The following is a 21,633-nucleotide window of genomic DNA, read 5'->3' as shown; positions in this document are numbered from 1 at the left end:
TTAATAGTATAGATATTTTAATTATTTATTTATATAAGCTTTAATTCGAAAAAAAGATATAAATTGCAATTATTTCACAAACAGTAAAAGCCATTATAATATTTTTACATTGCTTCACATCTCAAATAATTTTTATACTTGATTTTCATTTCGCTATATATTTCTATATATATTTTAAATATTTCTTCTTATCCACTCCTTTAATTGTTTAGTATCAATAAAATCATTTCTTTTCTGATATACTTTACCATTATTTATAAATAAAATTTCATCAGCTATTTCATGAGCAATATCAATTAAATGTGTAGATATAATTATTCCATTATTCTGATCTCTATATTTCTGTAATAGATTTATAATATATTCAGCACTTATAAAATCAATAGCTCCAAATGGTTCATCCATAAAAATATATTCATACTTTAATAAAAATCCTATTATAAGTACTAGCTTTTGCTTTGTTCCTAATGAATAAGTTGAAATAGTATCAGTAATTTTTTCTTCCATTTTTAGATCTTTTAATAATATTTTTAACTTTTCTTCATCCAATAACTTTTCCTTTAAATCAAAAATTAATTTAATAAATTCTATTCCAGATAAATTTTTATAAAAGTTCATTTCATCCTGAATATATAATATCTTATCATTTATTAAGTTCTCATCTAAGTCTAAATTGCTATTTAAAAATCCTGTAATACAATTAAATAATGTTGTTTTACCTGCTCCATTTACTCCAAGTAAACAATATATTTTCCCTTTTTCTATTTTAAAAGTAACATCATCAAGAACTTTTACTTCACCATCATAACTATAATTTAAATTATTTATTTCTAACATTTATTCTCTCCTTATTTATAAATAAATTAAACAAATACAAAACTATTAAAATTACTAATAGCACTAGTTGTCCATATATAAATTGAATTATCTGTGTGTAAAAATATAAATTTATTAATATCACTAAAGTAATACCTATCAAAATAAAATTTAATATTTTAATTATCATTTTATTGCTATTAAACTTATTTATGGATTTTATTAACCAAAGTCCAATTATTTCTTTTAAAAATAAAAGTTGGAGCATTAATATAAAATAAATTAATGCTAAATAGGTATTAGAATAAATAATTAAACTTGAAATAATAATAATACAAAAAACAGATACTACTTTAGGAAACACAATTGCTGACAATACTTTTGTTTTAACTTTAATTATTCCATTCATTGCAACTCTAATATTGTAATTTTTCAAAACTTTATAATCCGTATCTATATTTATATTCTTTTCAAAACTAGCCTTTCCAAGAAAATAGCTAATTAAGATTTGAACTATCGTAATACTTAATGATATCTTAACGCTAATAATAGATATTTCTATACTATTAATATTATCTGCAAAGAAAAAAAACAATATAAAGCAAATATTAATTATATGATATAAACAAATAAAAAATAAACTATATTTATTTGTTCTTACTGCTTCTTTTATATCCTTAACAAAAAAACTTTTTTCAATATTAGAAAAATAAATTGAATAGACTTTTTCACAATAATCTTCTATTACTTTTGTTATCTTATTACTTTTTTCATTTACACTTATATTTTTAATAAAAATTAAGTTTCTACCCCTTATTTTTAAAAAATTCTTTAAAAAATTAATACTCATTATAGAGAGTATAAATATTATTAAAATAAGCATAATTTGAAAAAAATTTATATCTATTTTATTCAAAATCAAGTCCTCTTTTTTTAAATATCTCTCTAAACTTTCTAAATACCATATAGGTGTAACAGTTGATTGATAAATAACTAAACTAGTAATATAAATAAAAGTAATAAAGTTTATTAATTTATAAATTAATTTATTTACTATATTTAATAAATATCTATACAAAATAGCTATTATAACATTTAAAAATATAATTGAAATTATAAATGCTAACGAACATATATAAAAAATATAAACAGGATTTATAAAAATATCTTTAAATGTTAGTATTGATAATGTTATTATAGGTAAATATGTTTTTATAAAAACCATTAATACCCTTAATATTATGTAAACATTAAATTTCTGAGGAACAAACTTTACTATTACATCCCCTTGCAAAGAAGATAAGGTTTTTTTCTGAATATATATATGAATAATACTACTATATAGCAAATTGAAAACAATTATATTAGTAACTGTACCAAACAAATTATATTGAACCCTTATTAAAACTTTATCTGAAACTATAATAGCTACAATAGTAGGTAAAATATAAATACAAATAGATTTTATAATTTTTTTAATTTTACTTATAATATCACCATCTAGAAAAGCTAACTTATACCATAAACTAAACATAATATCTCCCTCTTTATGTTAACTTGAAATGAATCATTAATATATACTTCCTTAATTGTTAGGTTTTAACTTAAATTTTATTATAATTATAATATTATTATAATTATATCAATATATAAAATATATTTCTATAACTTTTAATTATTTAGTAAAATCTTTCTTCAGTACCCAACCATGTAATCAATGAACCTGATGCAAGTCCTGCTGAAAATGCTATTGCTGACGCTACTAATCCAGTTACAAAAGCTGATACCGTTCCTACTGCAGCAGAAACTTTCGCTCCTAGTACTGATACTGTAAGCCAGTAACTCCCTGCAAAATTTAATTCCTTTCCAGCACTTGAGAAAGTCCATGCTTTATTCTGATTTATATGATTTTCAGCAAGTGTACTCAAATTATTAAGACTTCTACCTAATGTATATACAGACCATCCTCTTCCATCAACATATTCTATCTCATATCTGTTAATTTCTACATAGTTATTTGGTAATTGTAAAGAGTATTCTCTTTGTTAATACAAAGTTACTCATTTTTTCTCCTCCATTTTACAAATATATTATTTAAAGTAGCATTATTTCTACGATATCATTATTTGAAAATAATTTCTCACTTATTTTTATTCACTCCTAACGTTATAACTCTATTATAAATGGAAAAACCCTATAGAATAGACTTTTTTCATATCTAATCTATAGAGTACATTTTAAGATGTTTAATCTTACTATTGCTCTTTTATTTCTTAAATTTATAATTAAATTTTAACATGGCATAAACTATATTTTTATAGACCATCCATTTATAGATGGTCTATAAAAATATATTAATGCACTACACTTATAGGTATAAAGTATTTTTCATTTTCTGCTACTTCTGTTACAATTCCCTTTACATTATATACTGACTCTATTATCTCTGCATTTATTATATCTTCTGACTTACCAAACTTCATTATTTTCCCATTTTTCATAATTACTAAATTATCGCTATACTTTACAGCTTGATTGATATCATGAAGAACCATAACTACGGTTATATTATTTTCTTCATTTAACTTTTTTACTAACTCTAAAAGCTCTATTTGATTAAAAATATCTAAATAAGTGTTAGGTTCATCTAAAAATAAAACCTTAGGTTTTTGAGCTAAAGCAAGAGCTATAAATACCCTTTGTTTTTCTCCCCCAGATAAATGTGAAATAGGCTTATTTTTTAAATGTTCTACATTAGTACTTTTAATAGCCCATTCTATAATTTTATAATCATTTTCATTATTCTTCTCAAAATAGCCTTTATGTGGTATTCTTCCATATGCAACTAAATCTTCTACAACTATATCCTCAGGTACATTATTTTGTTGATATACTGTAGCAATAATTTGTGCAAGTAATTTACTTTTATAATTAATTATATTTTTACCATCTATATAAATACAGCCATTTTTTATTTTATTAACTGAACAAAGCATACCTAATAAAGTAGATTTTCCGCTTCCATTAGGACCTATTATAGTAGTTATTTTTCCCTTTTCTATTTTTATATCTAAATTATTTATAAATTCTTTATCATCATAAGAAAAACTTATATTTTTTCCTATCAACATATTATCACCTCAATTTTAATAATTGCTGCAACATTAAACATTACTTTTTCTTAAAAGATATAAGAAAAATGGTGCTCCTAAAATTGCCATAACTATACCAACAGGAATTTCATAAGGCTTTGCTATTGTTCTTCCCAATGTATCTGCAATTAAAAGTAAGATTGCACCTAATGTACAGCTAAATGGTATTAAATATCTATGATTAGAACCTATAATAATTCTACAAATATGTGGAACTACTAACCCTACAAATGATATAATTCCTGCTACAGATGTTGAAACTCCTGCTAAAAAAACAGCTACTAAAGATATAATTATTCTAGTCTTATCAGCATTAAATCCAAGTCCTTTTGAGTTTTTATCTCCTAAAACTATTACATTACAAGTTCTAGATAAAATAAAAGCACAAATTAATCCTATTATTGTATATGCCAAAAGTGGAAACACATCTTTCCAAGTTACAGCTACAAGACTTCCTGTAAGCCACATTTGAACACTTGAAGCATTATTCCCGTTAAATATAGTTGTTATAGATATAATTCCCCCAAGCATAGCATTTACAGCTATACCTGTTAGAACAATCCTTATTGGAGATAATGTATTTTTAAATGCTAAAGAATAAACCACTATACATGCTAAAATTCCACCTAAAAATCCAAATAAATATCTATAAGAAGTTAATGAAGGTAGAAATACCATAACTACAACTGAAAAAAGACTTGCTCCAGAAGAAATCCCCGTAATTGACGGCTCTGCTAATGGATTTCTTATAACTGCTTGCAATAAAACCCCTGATACTGCTAAGCTAGATCCTACTAATATTGCTGTTATTACTCTTGGCATTCTCAAATCTCTTATAATATCCCAAGTTTCTCCCCCATTATTAGTAAAAATACCTACTAGTAATTCCTTTAATGTTATGTCTATGCTACCTATTTTCATTGAACTTAATGATAAAATTATTAAAACTACTACAGAAATTCCAATGTATATATTTTTCTTTATAATATTATTCTTTTTCATATACTGCTCCTAAATTACTTAGTTGTGTAAAATACTATCTAACTCACCTAAAGCTTCTATAACTTTAAGATTAGCACTCATACCAAATTTTTTACTATCTAAATAATGAACTTTGTCTTCTTTAACAGCTGAAAGTTTCTGCCACATAGGATTATTTTTTAATTCTTTTGATACCATATTTTTAGCCTCTTCTGGGTCTCCATGAGTCATTACTAAAATTTTATCTGGATTACTTTTTAAAATTTCTTCTATATTTAATTGCACAAAGGAAGTTGAATTATTTTCAACTATATTTTTTCCACCAACAATATCAACTAAATTTCCTACATAACATTTGCTTGTTCCAATCATCATACTTCCAGGTGCTCCAAAAATAATCAGAACTTTCTCTTTTTCTTTTCCATAATTTTTTTTAGCTATTTCTGATTCTTTATCACTAATTTCATTTAATAAATTATCTGCTTCTTCTTTTTTATTAAATTTATCTCCTAATTTTTTTATAGATTCCTTTAACCCATCTAAACTTGTTAGTGTTACAAATTCACTTGGTATATTGTTTTCTATAAATGTATTTTTAAAATCATCTCCTAATGTATCTACAGATACTACTACAGTTGGATTTAATGACTTTATTTTTTCTAAATCTGGATTCATAGGATTTCCAACTTTTACAGAATCTTTTGTACTTTCAGGAAGTGTATAATTTGTAGTTGGCACTCCTGTTAAGCTTACTCCTAACTTATCAAGTATCTCTGTAACAGCAACTGATGTTGCTACTACAACTTCACCATCTTTCTTAGTTTGAATATCTTTATTTTCTCCTTTTGGGCCATAACACCCAGTAAAAGATGTCATAACTAAAACAACTATTATTATGGATAATAGTCTCTTCATTGTTATATTCCCCCTATGAAATAATTATATATTGACATATATAAATCATTTTTAACTAAATTGCTTTATAAGTCAGTAATTATATATAAATATACACAATTACTGACTTATTAAAATTATACTTGTTTATATTTATTTTTAACTCTTGAACCAATTACAACTATAGCCACTAATCCTATAATTATTGCTCCAAATGTTATTATTGATGTTTTTTCTTTGCTTTCTTTTTGATTATTTTCTACAGCATCATTTGTTTTAGAATCATCACTTTCAGCTTTAGGTTCTTCTATCTTTTCAATTAATTTTAATGTATCCTTTTTAGGGATTATATCAAAACTAACATCTCTTCCCATAGGTATTACATACATATTAGCATTTATCTTAGAATCTAAGGAATTAATCTTAAATTTTATTTTAACTGTTTTGTTTTCTTCATTTTTATCTACTATTTCACTTTCAACTTCCTTTTCATCAATTATCATTCTATAATTCTCCATATAATCACTTGAAGAAAATTCAATTGTACAAAACATATTTCCACCTTTAGCTTCTAAAGTCATAATGTTATTTAAATATGTCCTAGCCATAGATCTTCCTATTTCTGAATTATGATAAACATCATTTTCTAATTCATATATACCACTTTCAATTTCTTTACTTTCAATTGCTTTAGTATTAACACCAAACATACTAACAAACATTCCTATTAAAAATACTGAAAATATAATTCTAAGATATTTCATTTAATTACCTACTTTCTTTTTCTTCTACTCATAAATGCTCCTACTCCTAAAAGCATTGAACCTAATGTAGTAACTAATCCACCTGAAGCTAATCCACCTGTATATGGTAGCTTTCCTCCTTGCTTTAACTCTGACTTTTTAACCTCATATTCTTTTACAAGATTTAAAGTATTCTTTAAGAATTTAACTCCAAACTCTACATTAGAATTCATAGGTATTACAAACATTTTAACTTTAACATCAGAATCTATATTAGGAATTTCAAATCTTAAACTTAATAAATCTCCATTTCTTTCAACTATTTCATAGTTGACGTCTTCTCCATTGACATCTATTTTAAATTCCTTCATAAATTGTGAATTGTTAAATGTAATTGTTGCATACATTTTTCCATCTATTTCTTCTATTTTTGAAGTTTTTTCCAAGTATTTTCTTGCCATTTCTCTTCCAACTTCTCTCTCGTGAGAAACTTCATTTTGCACAGTATATAATTTTCCTTTTACAACTGCATCTTCTAATTTTTCATTTACTTTATTATTATGTTCTGTAACATTTAATTCATTATTAGAAGTTTTATCTTCACTCGATTTTGTTGTGCTTGGATTAGTTGTGTTTGGTTTAGTAGAATTATTGTCTGCAGATGGTTTATTGTCTTCATTTTCTTTATTAGCACTAATTAATTTTACACTTTCTTTATCATGAGCTACTGTAAATTCTACATCTCTTGCCATAGGAATTACGTATAACTTCATAGACACCTTTGCATCTAAACTTGGTATTTCAAATTTTAATTTTAACATGCCATTATCTAAAGTTTCTTTTTCATAATTAACTTCTGAATCATCTACAAGAATTCTATAGTTATCTAACATACCTTGAGGATTTACTTCTAAGGTTAAATAATTCTTACCATCTCTAACATCCATATTAGTTGTATCTTTCAATACTCTTCTTACCATTGCCTTGCCAGTTTCACTTGTATCCTCTATACTGTTTTTAACTTCATAAACCCCATCTTTGTATTGATTATCATTATCAACTTTAATTTCATCTGCTTTTGCCACTGCTTCTTGCACATCTGTAAATACTACAAGTTCCAAACCGCCTGTTCTAGTTAATGTTTTTATAACTCTATATTCATCCCCATTTTTCATAGTTTTATCAACATAATTTAATGGCTCATCTGCTTTATCTAATATAGTTACTGTATCAATAGTTTTATAATTTCCATCTTTATTCTTCTTTTGAATTTCAGTAACTATCTTCCAGTCATTATCTTTTTCATTTAAAAAATCTACAACATCCTTGTCTTTAACCCAGTTCTTATAATCTTCTACAGTTTTAACATCTTCATCACCATAATATGACCAAGCCATTATATCTAATGCAGATAAATCATAATCTAATAAGATTTTTTGATTTTCGGCTTTTAAACTTAAATTCATTGAATTTTTTTGTGGAGTAACCTTTACCTGTCCAGTTATATCATTTGCATTTTTAAGTTTATTTAAAGTAAGGTCTATTCCATATAAATTAGGAAACAATTCTTTTATATTATTTGGAACTGATGTTAATTCATTATTCTCTAAAGCTAATGTAGTTAAATCTTTAAGATTATATATGGATTTAGGAAGTTCTTTTATAATATTATTATTTAAGCTTATTCCTCTTAAATTAGGAAGTTTGTCAAATTCATCAGGTATTATTTCTAAGTTATTATTATTTAAATGTAAACTTCTTAGATTAGTTAATGTAAATACTGATGAAGGTATTTTCTTTAAAGAACCCTCATACATATAAATTCCTTCAAGAGAATCTAATCCACTAAATATATCATCTGGTAATTCTTCTAAGCCTTTATTTTCTACTAATCCTATACTTTTTAGATTTTTAAGATTCTTAAATACATTAGCATCTAAGCTTTTTAACTTTACTCTACCTAATTGCAATTCTTCTAACTTAGTTAATTTATCAAATATTCCTTCTGGTAATTCCTCAATTAAATTTGAACTCAAAGATAGTTTTTCTAAGTTAACTAAATTATCAAAAATCCCTTCTGGTAATTCCTTTATTCTATTTGCAGCTAAATATAATTCTTTAACATTAGAATTAAGATGCTTTAATAATGATATATCAGTTAATTCTTTTCCAGATAAATTTAAAGTATCTTTAGAGTACTTTGATACTTCTTCCGGTGTAACTTGTCCATTTTTATCTATATCTAATCCTGCTTTTATTAATGCACTATTTAATTTTTCACTTTCTGAAACTTCATTATTTATTGTTTCAAATCCATTCCATCCTTCTTTATAACTACTCTCAAATTGCAATATAGCTTTTTTATATTTTTCGATATTTCCTATATCATTTTTTTGTCCACCCATGGCACTAACAAGTACTCCCACAGTATTTGGTACTGCTAAATCTCCAGCTTCTACTGTAAAACTCTTATATTTATACTCTCCACTAGCATTAATGCTTCCTATATTCTCTGATTTGCTTTCTTTAAATTCACCATTATTATCTAACCTAAAATCATAAATCATACTAGACATAACTGTATTTAAAAATGTTAAAGTCTTCTTTCCACCCTTAACTTCAAGCTTTACATTATTATCAAAGAATCCACCTAGCATAGATTCTTCACTTGGATTTTCTTCCTTAAAAGCCTTAAAGTTTATTGTATAAATTCCATCTGCAAGATCATTTAAATTTCCTTTTATTTCCTTACTTTCTTCCCCTTGAGGTTTCTCCCCTAAAGCCTCATTATCTTTTTTCTCTTCCTGCTTTCCAATTTCAGTAGAAGGATTATTATTTGAGTCTTTATCATCTAATTTTTTATTATCTTTATCTTTTATATCTTCTGGATTTATAATCTCACTAGTATTAGGATTTATTAGTTTATAAGCTAATTCCGTTCCATCCTTTTTAACTTCTATAATCATATCATAATAACTTGTTGCTTTGATTTCTATAATATTTATATCATCTTTAAATTCGTTACTTCTAACCTCTATACCACCATAAAATTTACTTGCTATATAAGTTTTATTTGTATTTAAATAACTTTTGGTATATTCTGCTCCATTCACTTTAACTGAAGTTACATTATCATAGAACTCTCTCTCTTTACTTTCATCATTTGATGCGAATCCTATTAATAATTCACTATTCCACTGATCTTCAGGTTTTTCTTCATCTTTAATAACCTTTGTAGTAGCATTCATTGGTTTTACTGGTACCTTTAATTCTTGTTTATTTTCTCCACTCACTATCTTAGGCTCTGAATTTAAAGTGTTCGCAAAAGTTGGAGTTGTCATTATTCCTGCATTGGTTATAAATACTAGCATAGCTAAAGTTTTTGATAAATTCTTTTTCATTATTAAAATAGTCATATACTATATGAATGTATATAGTATGACTTGTCCCCCCTTTATTTTCAATTTTAATTATAAGTAGCTTTTAATTTTATCCTCCCTTTTACTAATATTTCACTGAATATTACGTACCAATCCTCTCGTAATATCCTTATTCTTCCGTATGTCCCGTATTATACTACTAATGATAAAGATTTTCAATGTCATTTGCTATTTTTTAGAAATTATTAGTAATCAATTAGTTTTCTTTAGTGTCAATTGATAATATTTATCATTGTAATAGTTTTCATTTGTTGTTTTATAAAATAATATGTAAAGTTTATCTTTACTTAATATAATTAAAATAAAATTTATACTATAAAAAGGGATGAATTCCTGTTCTTTAATTCATCCCTTTTAAAATATTAAAAATTCTTTAGATATGCTTTAATAAAATTATCTATTTCTCCATTCATTACCGAATTCAGATTAGCAGTTTCTTCATTGGTTCTATGATCTTTAACCATATTGTATGGATGAAATACATAAGATCTTATTTGACTTCCCCATCCCATATCTTTTAATTCCCCTGTTAAATCTTCTATTTTTTCCTTATGAGCTCTTTCTTTTAATTCTATAAGCTTTGATTTTAACATAGACATTGCAGTATCTTTATTAGCAAATTGACTTCTTTCATTTTGACATTGAACTACTATACCTGTTGGAATATGAGTTATTCTAATTGCTGATTCAGTCTTATTAACATGTTGCCCACCAGCTCCACTAGCTCTATATGTATCAATTTTTAAATCCTCCGGTTTTATATCTATATCTTGATTATTAGTAAGCTCTGGAAGCACTTCTAAAGAGGCAAAAGAAGTTTGTCTTTTTCCATTAGCATTAAATGGAGATATTCTAACTAATCTATGAATACCTTTTTCAGCTTTCAGATATCCATATGCAAACTCACCTTTTATCTTTAAAGTAACACTTTTTATTCCCGCTTCATCACCTTGAAGTAAGTCAACTATTTCAGTTTTAAATCCCTTCTTTTCACACCATCTAGTGTACATTCTAAGAAGCATATCAGTCCAGTCGTTGGCATCTGTTCCGCCAACACCGGCATGTAATGTTAATATTGCATCATTTCTATCGTATTCTCCTGATAACAATATCTCTATTTTATACTTATCTAAAGTTTTTTCTATAGATTTAATTTTTTCTATTATCTCTTCTGCTGACTCATCATCATCTTCTTCCATTAACTCTGATAAAACTTCAACATCTTCCACTCTCAATTTAAGTGATTCATATCTCTCTATCTTATCCTTTATTTGCTTACTTTCTTTTGTTACTTCTTCAGCTCTTTTAAGATCATCCCAAAAACCTTTTTCTTGCATTTGTAATTCAAGCTCTTGAACTTTTTTTTCTAAAGCTTCTTTGTCAAAGAGAAGCCCCCATTTCTTTTATGTCATTTTTTATATTAATAAGCTTTGAAAGTTCATTTTCTAATTTAATTAACATTTAATCACACCCTATCTATATTTAATTAAAAAAGTGCCCTAAGGCACTTTTTTATGCTTCTCTACCACAACAGTTTTTATATTTTCTCCCACTTCCACAAGGACATACTTCATTTCTGCCTACTTTATCTGCATTTCTTACAGGTTCCTTTTTAACTTCTGCACTATCTCCGCTACTTGCATGGCTAGCTGAAGTTTCCTCTGCAACTCTTTCCCTTTCTACAGGTCTCTCCATTTGAATGTGGAATAAGAATTTAACTGTATCTAACTTTATTCCTTCTATCATTTCTTCAAACATAGCACTACCTTCCATTTGGTATGCTTGAATTGGATCTACTTGCTTATACGCCCTTAGTCCTATTCCTTGCTTTAAATGATCCATGTTATCTATATGAGCCATCCATTTTTGATCAACAACTCTTAAAAGTACTACTCTTTCTATTTCTCTTAAGCGTTCTTCCCCAAATTCTAATTCTTTACCGTTATAAATTTCCATTAATATATTTGTTATTTTTTCTATAACTTCTTCATTTGATAAATTAATTATATCCGAAGATGAAATTACTCCATGTGGTAAACATATATCTTCTAAATAAGTAAGAAGCTTATTTATTTCACTTTCATAATCTTCTTCATCTCCTGTTAAATGAGAATTAACTGCACTTTTAACAATCTCACTTATCATTCCTTCAATTTGTTCTTTTAAATTTTTACCCTCTAAAACTTCAGCTCTTTGTTTGTAAATAACCTCTCTTTGCATATTCATAACATCATCATATCCAATAAGATTCTTTCTTATATCAAAGTTATTACCTTCAACTTTCTTTTGAGCATTTTCTAGAGCCCTAGTTACCATTTTATGATCTATAGCTTCATCATCCTCTAGTCCTAATTTTTCCATTAGTCCTTGAATTTTTTCTGATCCAAATATTCTCATTAAATCATCTTCTAATGATATGAAGAATGTTGATTCACCTGGATCACCTTGACGACCAGCTCTTCCTCTTAACTGATTATCTATTCTTCTTGATTCATGTCTTTCAGTACCTATTATTTTTAATCCACCAGCTTCAAGAACACCTTCACCAAGTTTAATATCAGTACCTCTACCAGCCATATTAGTAGCTATAGTTACCATTCCTAATTCACCAGCATGAGAAATTATCTCTGCTTCTTGTTCATGATATTTAGCATTAAGAACTTGATGCTTTACACCTCTTTTCTTAAGTAAATCAGAAATAATTTCTGATTTTTCAATACTTACTGTACCTACTAAAACTGGTTGACCTTTTTCATATGCTTTAATTATTTCTTCAACTATGGCATTATACTTTCCTTTAGTATTTTTATAAATTAAGTCAGTATTATCTATTCTAGCTATTGGTCTATGTGTTGGTACTACTATAACATCTAGAGCATAAATTTCTCTAAATTCATTTTCTTCTGTTAGTGCTGTACCTGTCATACCAGATAATTTATCGTACATTCTAAAGTAATTTTGGAATGTAATTGTTGCAAGTGTCTTAGATTCTCTTTCTATTTTAACGCCTTCTTTTGCCTCTATAGCTTGGTGAAGTCCATCTGAATATCGTCTACCTTCCATAAGTCTACCTGTAAATTCATCAACTATTATAACTTGATCATCCTTTACCATGTAGTCTTTATCTCTCTTCATTGAATAATTTGCTTTTAATGCTTGTGTAATATAGTGTTGTAATTCTAAATTTGAAGCATCAGCATAATTTTCTATTCCAAATGCTCTTTCTGCTTTTGCTACCCCTTCATCTGTTAACATTACTGCATTAGCTTTTTCATCTATAGTATAGTCTCTTTCTGCTAATAATTGCTTTACAAAATTATCTGCAACACTGTAAAACTTTGTTGATTTTTCTCCCGCTCCTGAAATTATAAGTGGAGTTCTAGCTTCATCTATAAGAATTGAATCAACTTCATCTACAACCGCAAAGTTTAATCCTCTTTGCACTCTTTCTTCTTTATATATAACCATGTTATCTCTTAGATAATCAAAACCAAATTCATTATTTGTACCATATGTTATATCTGATCCATACGCTTCTCTTCTTTGATCAGCAGTTAAACCATGAACTATACAACCTGATGTTAATCCTAGGAAACTATATAATTGTCCCATCCACTCTTGGTCTCTTTTTGCAAGATAATCATTAACTGTTATAAGGTGTACCCCTTTGCCTGATAATGCATTTAAATATAATGGTAACGTAGCAACTAGTGTTTTACCTTCACCAGTCCTCATTTCTGCTATTCTTCCTTGATGTAATACCATACCACCAATTAATTGCACTCTATAATGCTTCATTCCTAGTACTCTCCATGAAGCCTCTCTACAAACAGCAAATGCTTCTGGTAAGATACTATCTAATGATTCCCCTTCTGCTACTCTCTTCTTAAATTCATCAGTCTTTGCCTTTAGTTCTTCATCTGATAATTGTTGCATTTTTCCTTCTAATGCTTCTATTTCATTTGCGGTTTTTTCTAACCTCTTAACTTCTCTATCACTGTATGATCCAAATATTTTTTCTAAGAATCCCATATTTTTTATCCTTTCAACGCATTTATTTTGAATATATCATAAATTATAGTATATCATTTATAAATTATACCATTTCATTGATATGTAATTCAAGAAATAAGTTTTACATCAATAGTAACAAAAAAGAAGTGCTAAATGGCACTTCTTTTTAAATATATTCTGGTTCTAACAACCCATAATTTCCATCTTTTCTCTTATACATTACACATAATTTATTTTTATCTGCGTCTTGATAAACAAAAAAGTTATGACCTAATAGCTCCATTTGAAGTACTGCCTCATCTGATGACATTGGTTTTAAGCCAAACTTTTTAGTTTTTACTAGCTTTCCATCATCTTCTTCCGTAGCAACTTCATCTATATGTGAGAATCTTAAAGATTCATTATTTCTCCTTGCAAGCTTTGTTCTTTGCTTTCTTATTTGTCTTTCTAATTTTTCTTCTACTAAATCAATAGATTTATACATATCGTCAGTAGCTTCTTCTGCCCTTAATATTACTCCATTAAAAGGTATAGTTACTTCTACAATATGTCTATTCTTTTGAACCGTTAAGGTTGCTTTGGCTGCTACATTAGGTTCAAAATACCTATCCATCTTTGAAATCTTTCTTTCTACCATGTCCTTTAGCGCTGGTGTTAGCTTTGTATTTCTTGTTATAACTGTTACTTTCATAATAAGGTCATCCCCTCTCTCAATTCTAAGATTCACTTAGAAGATTTCAAAATTTAATTTATGTTGTTTTCTTATTTATATTATAACCCCAAGAAGCCGTTTTAATCAATTTTAATATTCTGAATTTACTGAAAACTACCCCCTATTACTCCATTTTACTTCATATTTCTTTATTTTTTATATAAATAAAACAAAAAGACAATTAATTCAATTGAATTAATTGTCTTTTTGCAACGTTAGCTGACCTGGATTTTGCCCCCACACTCGCCTACTGGAGCTTTTGCTACCCGGAATTAACCTCTCACTACTCACACTCTCAACTTTCATTGGTAGGACTTACATCTATACCGCACCATGCTCATTAGAATCTTTTCCTAACTTACGTGGATCGTTTCGCCTGCGACTGGCATCGACTTTCATCCACAGACCTAACATTACATTATTATTATATATTACTTTTAGCTACTGTCAATATATTTATTGTACTAGCATTAAATTTTTTTAAAATTTTCTCACACTCCAATAACGTTGCTCCAGTAGTTACAACATCATCTATTAATATAACTCTCTTATTTTTCACTTCATTGTAATCCTTTATATCAAATGCATCAATTAAATTAGACATTCGCTCATCTTTAGATAATGTCTTTTGCTCTTTTGTATTTTTAACTTTTATCAAAGAATTAGATATTTCTATATTACACTTTTCTGATACAATATTAGCAATTAATTTTGATTGATTATACCCTCTCTTTTTATACGACCTTTTGGATAAAGGTACATATAAAATAACATCAGCTTCTATATTATTTTCCTTTATCAAAGCACTTATAAATTCTCCTAGTATCTTAGCCGCTAAAAAATTGTTTTTATATTTTAATTCCAAAATTAATTTTTTAATTGCTCCATTATAATAAGCAAAAGGTTTTATTTTTTCTTCAGTTTTTATTCTTTTTATACTATTTATACACTTTGGACATAAACCTATATAATCATCTGCATAACAATTAATACAATTTGATTTTTCAGGATATATTATATCTAATACACTATCAAGTATAGGCTTTAATATCTTAATAATCCTTTTTCCCATATTTTTTTATTTAAACCTCTAGAAAAATTCTTAGCTTCTTCCATATCATTTGATATTTCTCTAGATACTAATAGAATTTCTCCTGGATTTTTATCATTTTCTCCTACCTTTCCACATAGATATATTAATTTTTTATAAGAGTAATATACATTATCTGCAAAAAGAACTACTACACTTACATCCTGTAGTCTTTTTAAATATTCTCCAAAATGACTAGTAATTAAAAATAAGCTTTTTTCCTTAGTTTTTAAAGATGATTCTAGTTCCTTTAATGAATCATTTCTTAGTAACAATATAAATTTAGCTCCAGATATTTTTAATTTATCTGTATATTGTTTATAAACATTTTTAGCTTTTTCTTCTGTTGGCGCATATATTATAACTTTTCTCTTAGTATCTCTAAACCATAATAAATAATCATATAAACTATATGGAATATCTTCTTCTAATTTTATTCTTGTATTTAATATTCTAGGCTCTATGTGAGGTTTATTAGATACTAATGAGCATATTTCTATTTTCTCTCCCATAGAAACAATTCTTTCTATAGAATAAATTATTATTCTATTACTATATATATACATAGCTTCTATAAGTTCTATTAATTCATCACTATTCATTAGTGAGAAATTACTAATATCATCTATTATACATAAATCATACTTTCCTCTTATATCAATCATATTTTTAAAACTTGAGAATACTATATTACTTTTAGACTCTCCCTTTTCTATGTATGAATATGTTATATTACTATTTTTTAGTTTAATATCTTTTATAAGTTCATTATTTGAACTATTATTTTCCCATATATATAATACATTTCCGCCTTTTCTTATAACTTCAATTATTATACTTGAATATATTAGAGTACTATTATATGGACTTGTAACAATGTTTAATATTTTGGATTTTTTCAAGTACCATTTATTTATTCTAGTTAAACAATCATTAAACTCTTTATAATTAATTATTTTCTCGTACCCCATAATAATCTCCTTATTCTTCACTAAAAACTTCTTTTGATGTTATATCTAAGATTCTCTCTTTAAGAGAAGAATATCTATCCATGCTTCTAACATTAGAAACCATATATTTTAATGCTTTAGGAACTCCAACAACCACTACAAGCTCTTTAGCCCTTGTTATTCCTGTATATAAAAGATTCTTATTCATTAAAAAAGGAGAACCCATAAATGCTGGTGTAATTATAACCTTAAATTCACTTCCTTGACTTTTATGAATTGTTATGGCATAAGCTAATTCTAACTCATCTATATATATATAATCATATATAACTTTTCTCTCATCATCAAAAATTATTGTAATTGTTTTTTCATCTTCATTTATACTTTCTATAAATCCCATATCTCCATTAAATACACCAACACCTTCATTATCTCCTTCTCCATTTATTCTAAACCATTTAAGGGAATAATTATTTTTAGTTTGCATTACTTTATCCCCTTCTCTAAAGATAACTTCTTTTAAAGATTTTTCCTTCTTATAAGATGCTTTAGGGTTTAATACTTCTTGAAGTTTATTATTTAGATTTTGAACGCCTAAAGTTCCTTTTCTAGTTGGTGTTAAAACTTGCATATCTCTAAGTTTATCCCAATTATTGTTAAATTTAGGTAATCTTCTATTTATTAAATCTATTATTGTATTTAATATGTCATCTAAATCTTGCTTATTTTCAAAAAAGAAATCCCCATCTTTTCTATTAGTTTGAGGCATTTCTCCATTATTTATCTTATGCGCATTTGTTACAATCATGCTCTCTTTTCCTTGTCTAAAAATATCCTTAAGTCTTACAACTTTAATAAAATTACTTTCTATAAGATCTTTAAGAACATTTCCTGCCCCAACTGATGGTAATTGATCTACATCTCCAACTATAATTAATCGAGTTCCTAACTTTATTGCTTTCAATAGGTTATGCATAAGCATTATATCAATCATCGATGCCTCATCTATAATTACTACGTCTCCTTCTAGTGGAGATGTTTCTCCTTTTCCAAAAAAAGAATTTTCATCATCACTAACTCCCATTTCAAGTAGTCTATGTATAGTTTTAGCTTCTCTTCCTGTAGATTCAGTCATTCTTTTTGCAGCTCTTCCTGTAGGTGCAGCTAATAGTACATTCATTCCATTGTTTTCATAAATTTCTATTATAGCCTTTATAATTGTAGTTTTTCCTGTACCTGGTCCGCCTGTTATTATTTCTATTCCATTATCAAAAGCCCCTATTATAGCCTCTCTTTGTGATTGTGCGAATTCTATATTATTTTTCTTTTCAAAAGATTTTATCTCAAATTCAATATCCGTATTTATTGTTCTAAAATTTTCTATACCTAAAGTTATTATTTTATTTGTTACACCTAATTCACAATAATAATATGGTAGTAAAAATACCCCTTCTATATCACCAATTTTCTCTATTTTTATTTTACCTTCTAAACTGCAATTATATATATTTTCTTCTACTAACTCTTTATCAACAACTAACACCTTAGCTACTTCATCAATTAATTGTTCTTTTGGCATATACGTATTACCTGATGCTGAAAATTGATTTAAAACATATCTTATTCCACTTTGAACTCTATAAGGAGAGGTAATTTCAATTCCAATATTTTTAGCTATTTTATCTGCTGTTATAAATCCTATTCCAGATATTTCATCTGAAAGCACATAAGGATTTTCTTCAACCACATATCTTGATTGATCTCCATATTTTTTATATATTTTTATGCATTGATTAGTTGTAATTCCATGACTTTGAAAATAAATCATAATATCCTTTAAGCCCTGCTGCTCAATGTAGGATTCATATATTATTTTGAATTTCCTTTCACCTATCCCCTCTATTTCTTTAAGTCTTTCTATATGATTATCTAAAATATCCAGTGTATCAACGCCAAATTTTTGAACTATTTTCTTAGCAGTTACCGGTCCTATTCCATGTATTATTCCTGTACTTAAGTATTTTTCTATTCCTTCAACTGAATTAGGTAAAACTTCTTCGTATTCCTCTATATTAAATTGTCTTCCAAATTGTTTATGTATTACCCACTGACCTTTAATCTTTACTTGCTGACCCTCTTTTAAAAAAGGTGCAACACCAACAGCATTAATTGTCTCTTTATCTATTCTTATTTTTGAAACTACATATCCTGTATCATCACTTTTAAATACAATCGTTTCTACTATTCCATTTAGGATTTCCATATTATCGCTCCAAATCTCTTAATAATATTTTAATCTTATACTTTTTATTATATAATTATAACATAAGTATAATTTTTAAAATTTATTATCTAATAATTTATTATCTTAAGAGAAAATATGGAGGTGCGTTATGTTAATTAAAAACTGTAACATAATTTTCTTAGACAGAATTGAAAACGGTTCTGTACTAATTGAAAACGGTAAAATAAAAGAAATTAATCCAACTAACATAAAATGTAATGAGGTTATTGATGGTGAAGGTCTATATCTTTCACCTGGATTTATAGATGTTCATATTCATGGTGCTGGTGGCTACGATACTATGGATGGTACTGTAGAGGCTATAAATGAAATATCTAAAGCAATAGTAAAGCATGGAACAACTTCCTTTACTCCAACTACTATGACAGTTTCTATTGATGCTATAAGAAAATCAATGGAAGCTATAAAAACTTGTAAAGAAAACGGTACTGATGGGGCACAAGTTTTAGGTGCTCATCTAGAAGGACCTTTTATAAGCCCTAATGCAATTGGCGCTCAAAACCCTAAGTATTTAATTGCTCCAACTATAGAAAATTATAATTCTATGGTTGGAGATGCCAAAGACGCAGTAGTTTCAATTACTATCGCTCCTGAAGTTCCTGGTGCAACTGATTTAATTAAATACCTATCAGAACAAGGAATTGTTTGTTCAATGGGGCATACAAAGGCTACTTATGATGAAGCTATGGAAGGTATTAAATGTGGTTGCTGCCATTCAACTCATTTATTTAATGCCATGACTCCATTTACTCACAGAGAACCTGGCGTTGTTGGAGCAATCTTTGATACTGATATAACTACAGAAACCATATCTGATGGAATTCATATTTCATTTCCATCATTAAGAGTCGCTTATAATCAAAAAACAACTGATAAAGTTTTATTAGTAACTGATGCTATGATGGCATGTGGAATGCCTGATGGTATGTATTCACTTGGTGGTCAAGATGTTGTTGTTACTAATGGAGCAGCAAGATTAACTAGCGGTAGTTTAGCCGGATCAGTTCTAACTTTGGATAAAGCAGTTAGAAATGTATTTAATAATACTAAATATCCATTAAACGAAGTAGTTAAAATGGCTACATTTAATGGTGCTAGGCACTGCAAAGTTGAAGATAGAAAAGGTCTTATAAAAGAAGGTTACGATGCAGACGTAATATTATTTGATGAAAATATTAACATAAGAAAAGTAATAGTTAATGGTGAAGTTGTTCATACAGCTTAAAATTCATTGTAATAAAAAAAAGATATAGAGTTTGAGGCTCTATATCTTTTTTATATTAAATATATTTCTTTATCTCTTCAACTTTATTTAAATTTTCCCATGGTAAACTTAAATCATTTCTTCCAAAGTGTCCATATGCTGCAGTTTGTTTATATAAAGGTCTTCTTAACCCTAAATCTCTTATAATAGCACCTGGTCTTAAATCGAATACTTTTTCTACAATTAAAGCTATTTCTTCATCTGATTTTTTACTAGTTCCAAAAGTTTCTATTGAAATTGATACTGGCTTAGCTACTCCTATAGCATATGCTAATTGAACTTCTAGCTTATCAGCTATTCCTGCTGCTACTAAATTCTTAGCTACCCATCTTGCTGCATATGCTGCTGATCTATCAACTTTTGTTGGATCTTTTCCTGAGAATGCTCCACCACCGTGTCTTCCTGCTCCACCATATGTATCAACTATTATCTTTCTTCCTGTTAATCCTGAATCCCCTTGTGGGCCTCCAACTACAAATCTACCAGTTGGATTTATAAAATATTTAGTCTTTTCATCTAATAATTCTGCTGGAACTACTGCTCTTATTACATGTTCCATTAAATCTTGTCTTATTTGTTCTTGTGTAACGTCTTCTCCATGTTGAGTTGATATTACTATTGTATCTATTCTTATAACTTTATTATCATCATATTCTACTGTAACTTGAGTCTTACCGTCTGGTCTTAAGTATGGTAATGTACCATTCTTTCTTACTTCTGATAGTCTTCTAGATAATCTATGTGCCATTGCTATTGGTAATGGCATATATTCTTCTGTTTCATTTGTTGCAAAACCAAACATCATACCTTGATCTCCAGCTCCTACAGCTTCAACAGAGTCATTATCTCCTTGTCTTGATTCTAAAGCTTCATCTACTCCCATAGCTATATCGCCTGATTGTTCATCTATTGAAGTTAAAACTGAACATGTATCGCAATCAAATCCATACTTAGCTCTATCATATCCTATTTGTTTTATAGTGTCTCTAACAACTTTCGGAATATCAACATAACAATTAGTTGATATTTCTCCCATAACTAATACCATTCCTGTAGTAACTGCTGTTTCACAAGCAACTCTAGCATTAGGATCTTTTGCTAATATACTATCTAATACGGCATCTGAAATTTGGTCACATATTTTGTCTGGATGCCCTTCTGTAACTGATTCTGATGTAAATAATCTTCTCATTTATATTTCTCCCTTCATTTTATTGATATTAATTCTATATACACCTGTTATAATCTAAATAAATTTAAGTAATAAAAAAG

General features: G+C 27.3%; 16 protein-coding genes. 1 reads left to right on the top strand and 15 read right to left on the bottom strand.

What is annotated here, in order from left to right; genetic code table 11:
- Positions 1-174 precede the first annotated feature (174 nt).
- The 14 genes from CP523_RS10370 to recD2 all read right to left on the bottom strand — a co-directional run bounded on the left by CP523_RS10370 (position 175) and on the right by recD2 (position 19,055).
- Entirely contained in the window at positions 175-837 is a 663-nt protein-coding gene (locus tag CP523_RS10370) for an ATP-binding cassette domain-containing protein (RefSeq protein WP_120140828.1), read from the bottom strand.
- Positions 821-2,350, bottom strand: a complete 1,530-nt coding sequence (locus CP523_RS10365) for a hypothetical protein (RefSeq protein WP_066674262.1) — start codon at positions 2,348-2,350, stop codon at positions 821-823. Before CP523_RS10365 ends, CP523_RS10370 begins: the two co-directional genes overlap by 17 nt.
- 145 nt (positions 2,351-2,495) lie before the next feature.
- Entirely contained in the window at positions 2,496-2,744 is a 249-nt protein-coding gene (locus tag CP523_RS10360) for a hypothetical protein (RefSeq protein ID WP_120140827.1), read from the bottom strand.
- Between the two features lie 426 nt (positions 2,745-3,170).
- Positions 3,171-3,947 carry an ABC transporter ATP-binding protein gene (locus CP523_RS10355; protein ID WP_066674266.1) on the bottom strand — a complete coding sequence of 259 codons (777 nt, stop codon included), beginning with the start codon at positions 3,945-3,947 and terminating at the stop codon, positions 3,171-3,173.
- Between the two features lie 33 nt (positions 3,948-3,980).
- Entirely contained in the window at positions 3,981-4,970 is a 990-nt protein-coding gene (locus CP523_RS10350; RefSeq protein ID WP_120140826.1) for a FecCD family ABC transporter permease, read from the bottom strand.
- Positions 4,971-4,988: 18 nt separating this feature from the next.
- Complete coding sequence (isdE, locus tag CP523_RS10345; protein ID WP_227909533.1) at positions 4,989-5,864, bottom strand: heme ABC transporter substrate-binding protein IsdE; 876 nt, start codon at positions 5,862-5,864, stop codon at positions 4,989-4,991.
- A 116-nt stretch (positions 5,865-5,980) separates the two neighbouring features.
- A complete protein-coding gene (locus CP523_RS10340; RefSeq protein WP_066674277.1) occupies positions 5,981-6,607 on the bottom strand; it encodes an NEAT domain-containing protein in 627 nt (208 codons plus the stop codon).
- Positions 6,608-6,615: 8 nt separating this feature from the next.
- A complete protein-coding gene (locus CP523_RS10335) occupies positions 6,616-10,002 on the bottom strand; it encodes an NEAT domain-containing protein (RefSeq protein ID WP_120140825.1) in 3,387 nt (1,128 codons plus the stop codon).
- A gap of 386 nt (positions 10,003-10,388) precedes the next feature.
- A protein-coding gene (prfB, locus tag CP523_RS10330) for a peptide chain release factor 2 (protein ID WP_322746252.1) occupies positions 10,389-11,487 on the bottom strand; the annotation gives its coding sequence in 2 pieces (ribosomal slippage) (positions 10,389-11,408 and positions 11,410-11,487; 1,098 coding nt in all).
- Positions 11,488-11,538: 51 nt separating this feature from the next.
- Complete coding sequence (gene secA / locus CP523_RS10325; RefSeq protein WP_120140824.1) at positions 11,539-14,058, bottom strand: preprotein translocase subunit SecA; 2,520 nt, start codon at positions 14,056-14,058, stop codon at positions 11,539-11,541.
- Positions 14,059-14,206: 148 nt separating this feature from the next.
- Positions 14,207-14,731 carry a ribosome hibernation-promoting factor, HPF/YfiA family gene (gene hpf / locus CP523_RS10320; protein ID WP_066674291.1) on the bottom strand — a complete coding sequence of 175 codons (525 nt, stop codon included), beginning with the start codon at positions 14,729-14,731 and terminating at the stop codon, positions 14,207-14,209.
- Positions 14,732-15,176: 445 nt separating this feature from the next.
- The gene (locus CP523_RS10315) at positions 15,177-15,824 is read right to left on the bottom strand and encodes a ComF family protein (RefSeq protein ID WP_066674293.1); all 648 of its coding nucleotides are present in this window, start codon (positions 15,822-15,824) and stop codon (positions 15,177-15,179) included.
- The gene (locus CP523_RS10310) at positions 15,797-16,813 is read right to left on the bottom strand and encodes a DEAD/DEAH box helicase family protein (RefSeq protein WP_066674301.1); all 1,017 of its coding nucleotides are present in this window, start codon (positions 16,811-16,813) and stop codon (positions 15,797-15,799) included. Before CP523_RS10310 ends, CP523_RS10315 begins: the two co-directional genes overlap by 28 nt.
- A gap of 10 nt (positions 16,814-16,823) precedes the next feature.
- The gene (recD2, locus tag CP523_RS10305; protein ID WP_066674303.1) at positions 16,824-19,055 is read right to left on the bottom strand and encodes an SF1B family DNA helicase RecD2; all 2,232 of its coding nucleotides are present in this window, start codon (positions 19,053-19,055) and stop codon (positions 16,824-16,826) included.
- A gap of 130 nt (positions 19,056-19,185) precedes the next feature.
- Between recD2 and nagA the strand changes: the two genes are divergently transcribed.
- Entirely contained in the window at positions 19,186-20,322 is a 1,137-nt protein-coding gene (gene nagA / locus CP523_RS10300; protein WP_120140823.1) for an N-acetylglucosamine-6-phosphate deacetylase, read from the top strand.
- A 55-nt stretch (positions 20,323-20,377) separates the two neighbouring features.
- Here the strand turns inward: nagA and metK are convergent, their stop codons facing one another.
- Positions 20,378-21,553, bottom strand: a complete 1,176-nt coding sequence (gene metK, locus CP523_RS10295) for a methionine adenosyltransferase (protein WP_066674307.1) — start codon at positions 21,551-21,553, stop codon at positions 20,378-20,380.
- Between the last annotated feature and the right edge of the window lie 80 nt (positions 21,554-21,633).

Source organism: Clostridium septicum, from assembly GCF_003606265.1.
Lineage (GTDB): Bacteria > Bacillota > Clostridia > Clostridiales > Clostridiaceae > Clostridium > Clostridium septicum.
This window is presented reverse-complemented; position numbering and strand designations above follow the sequence as displayed.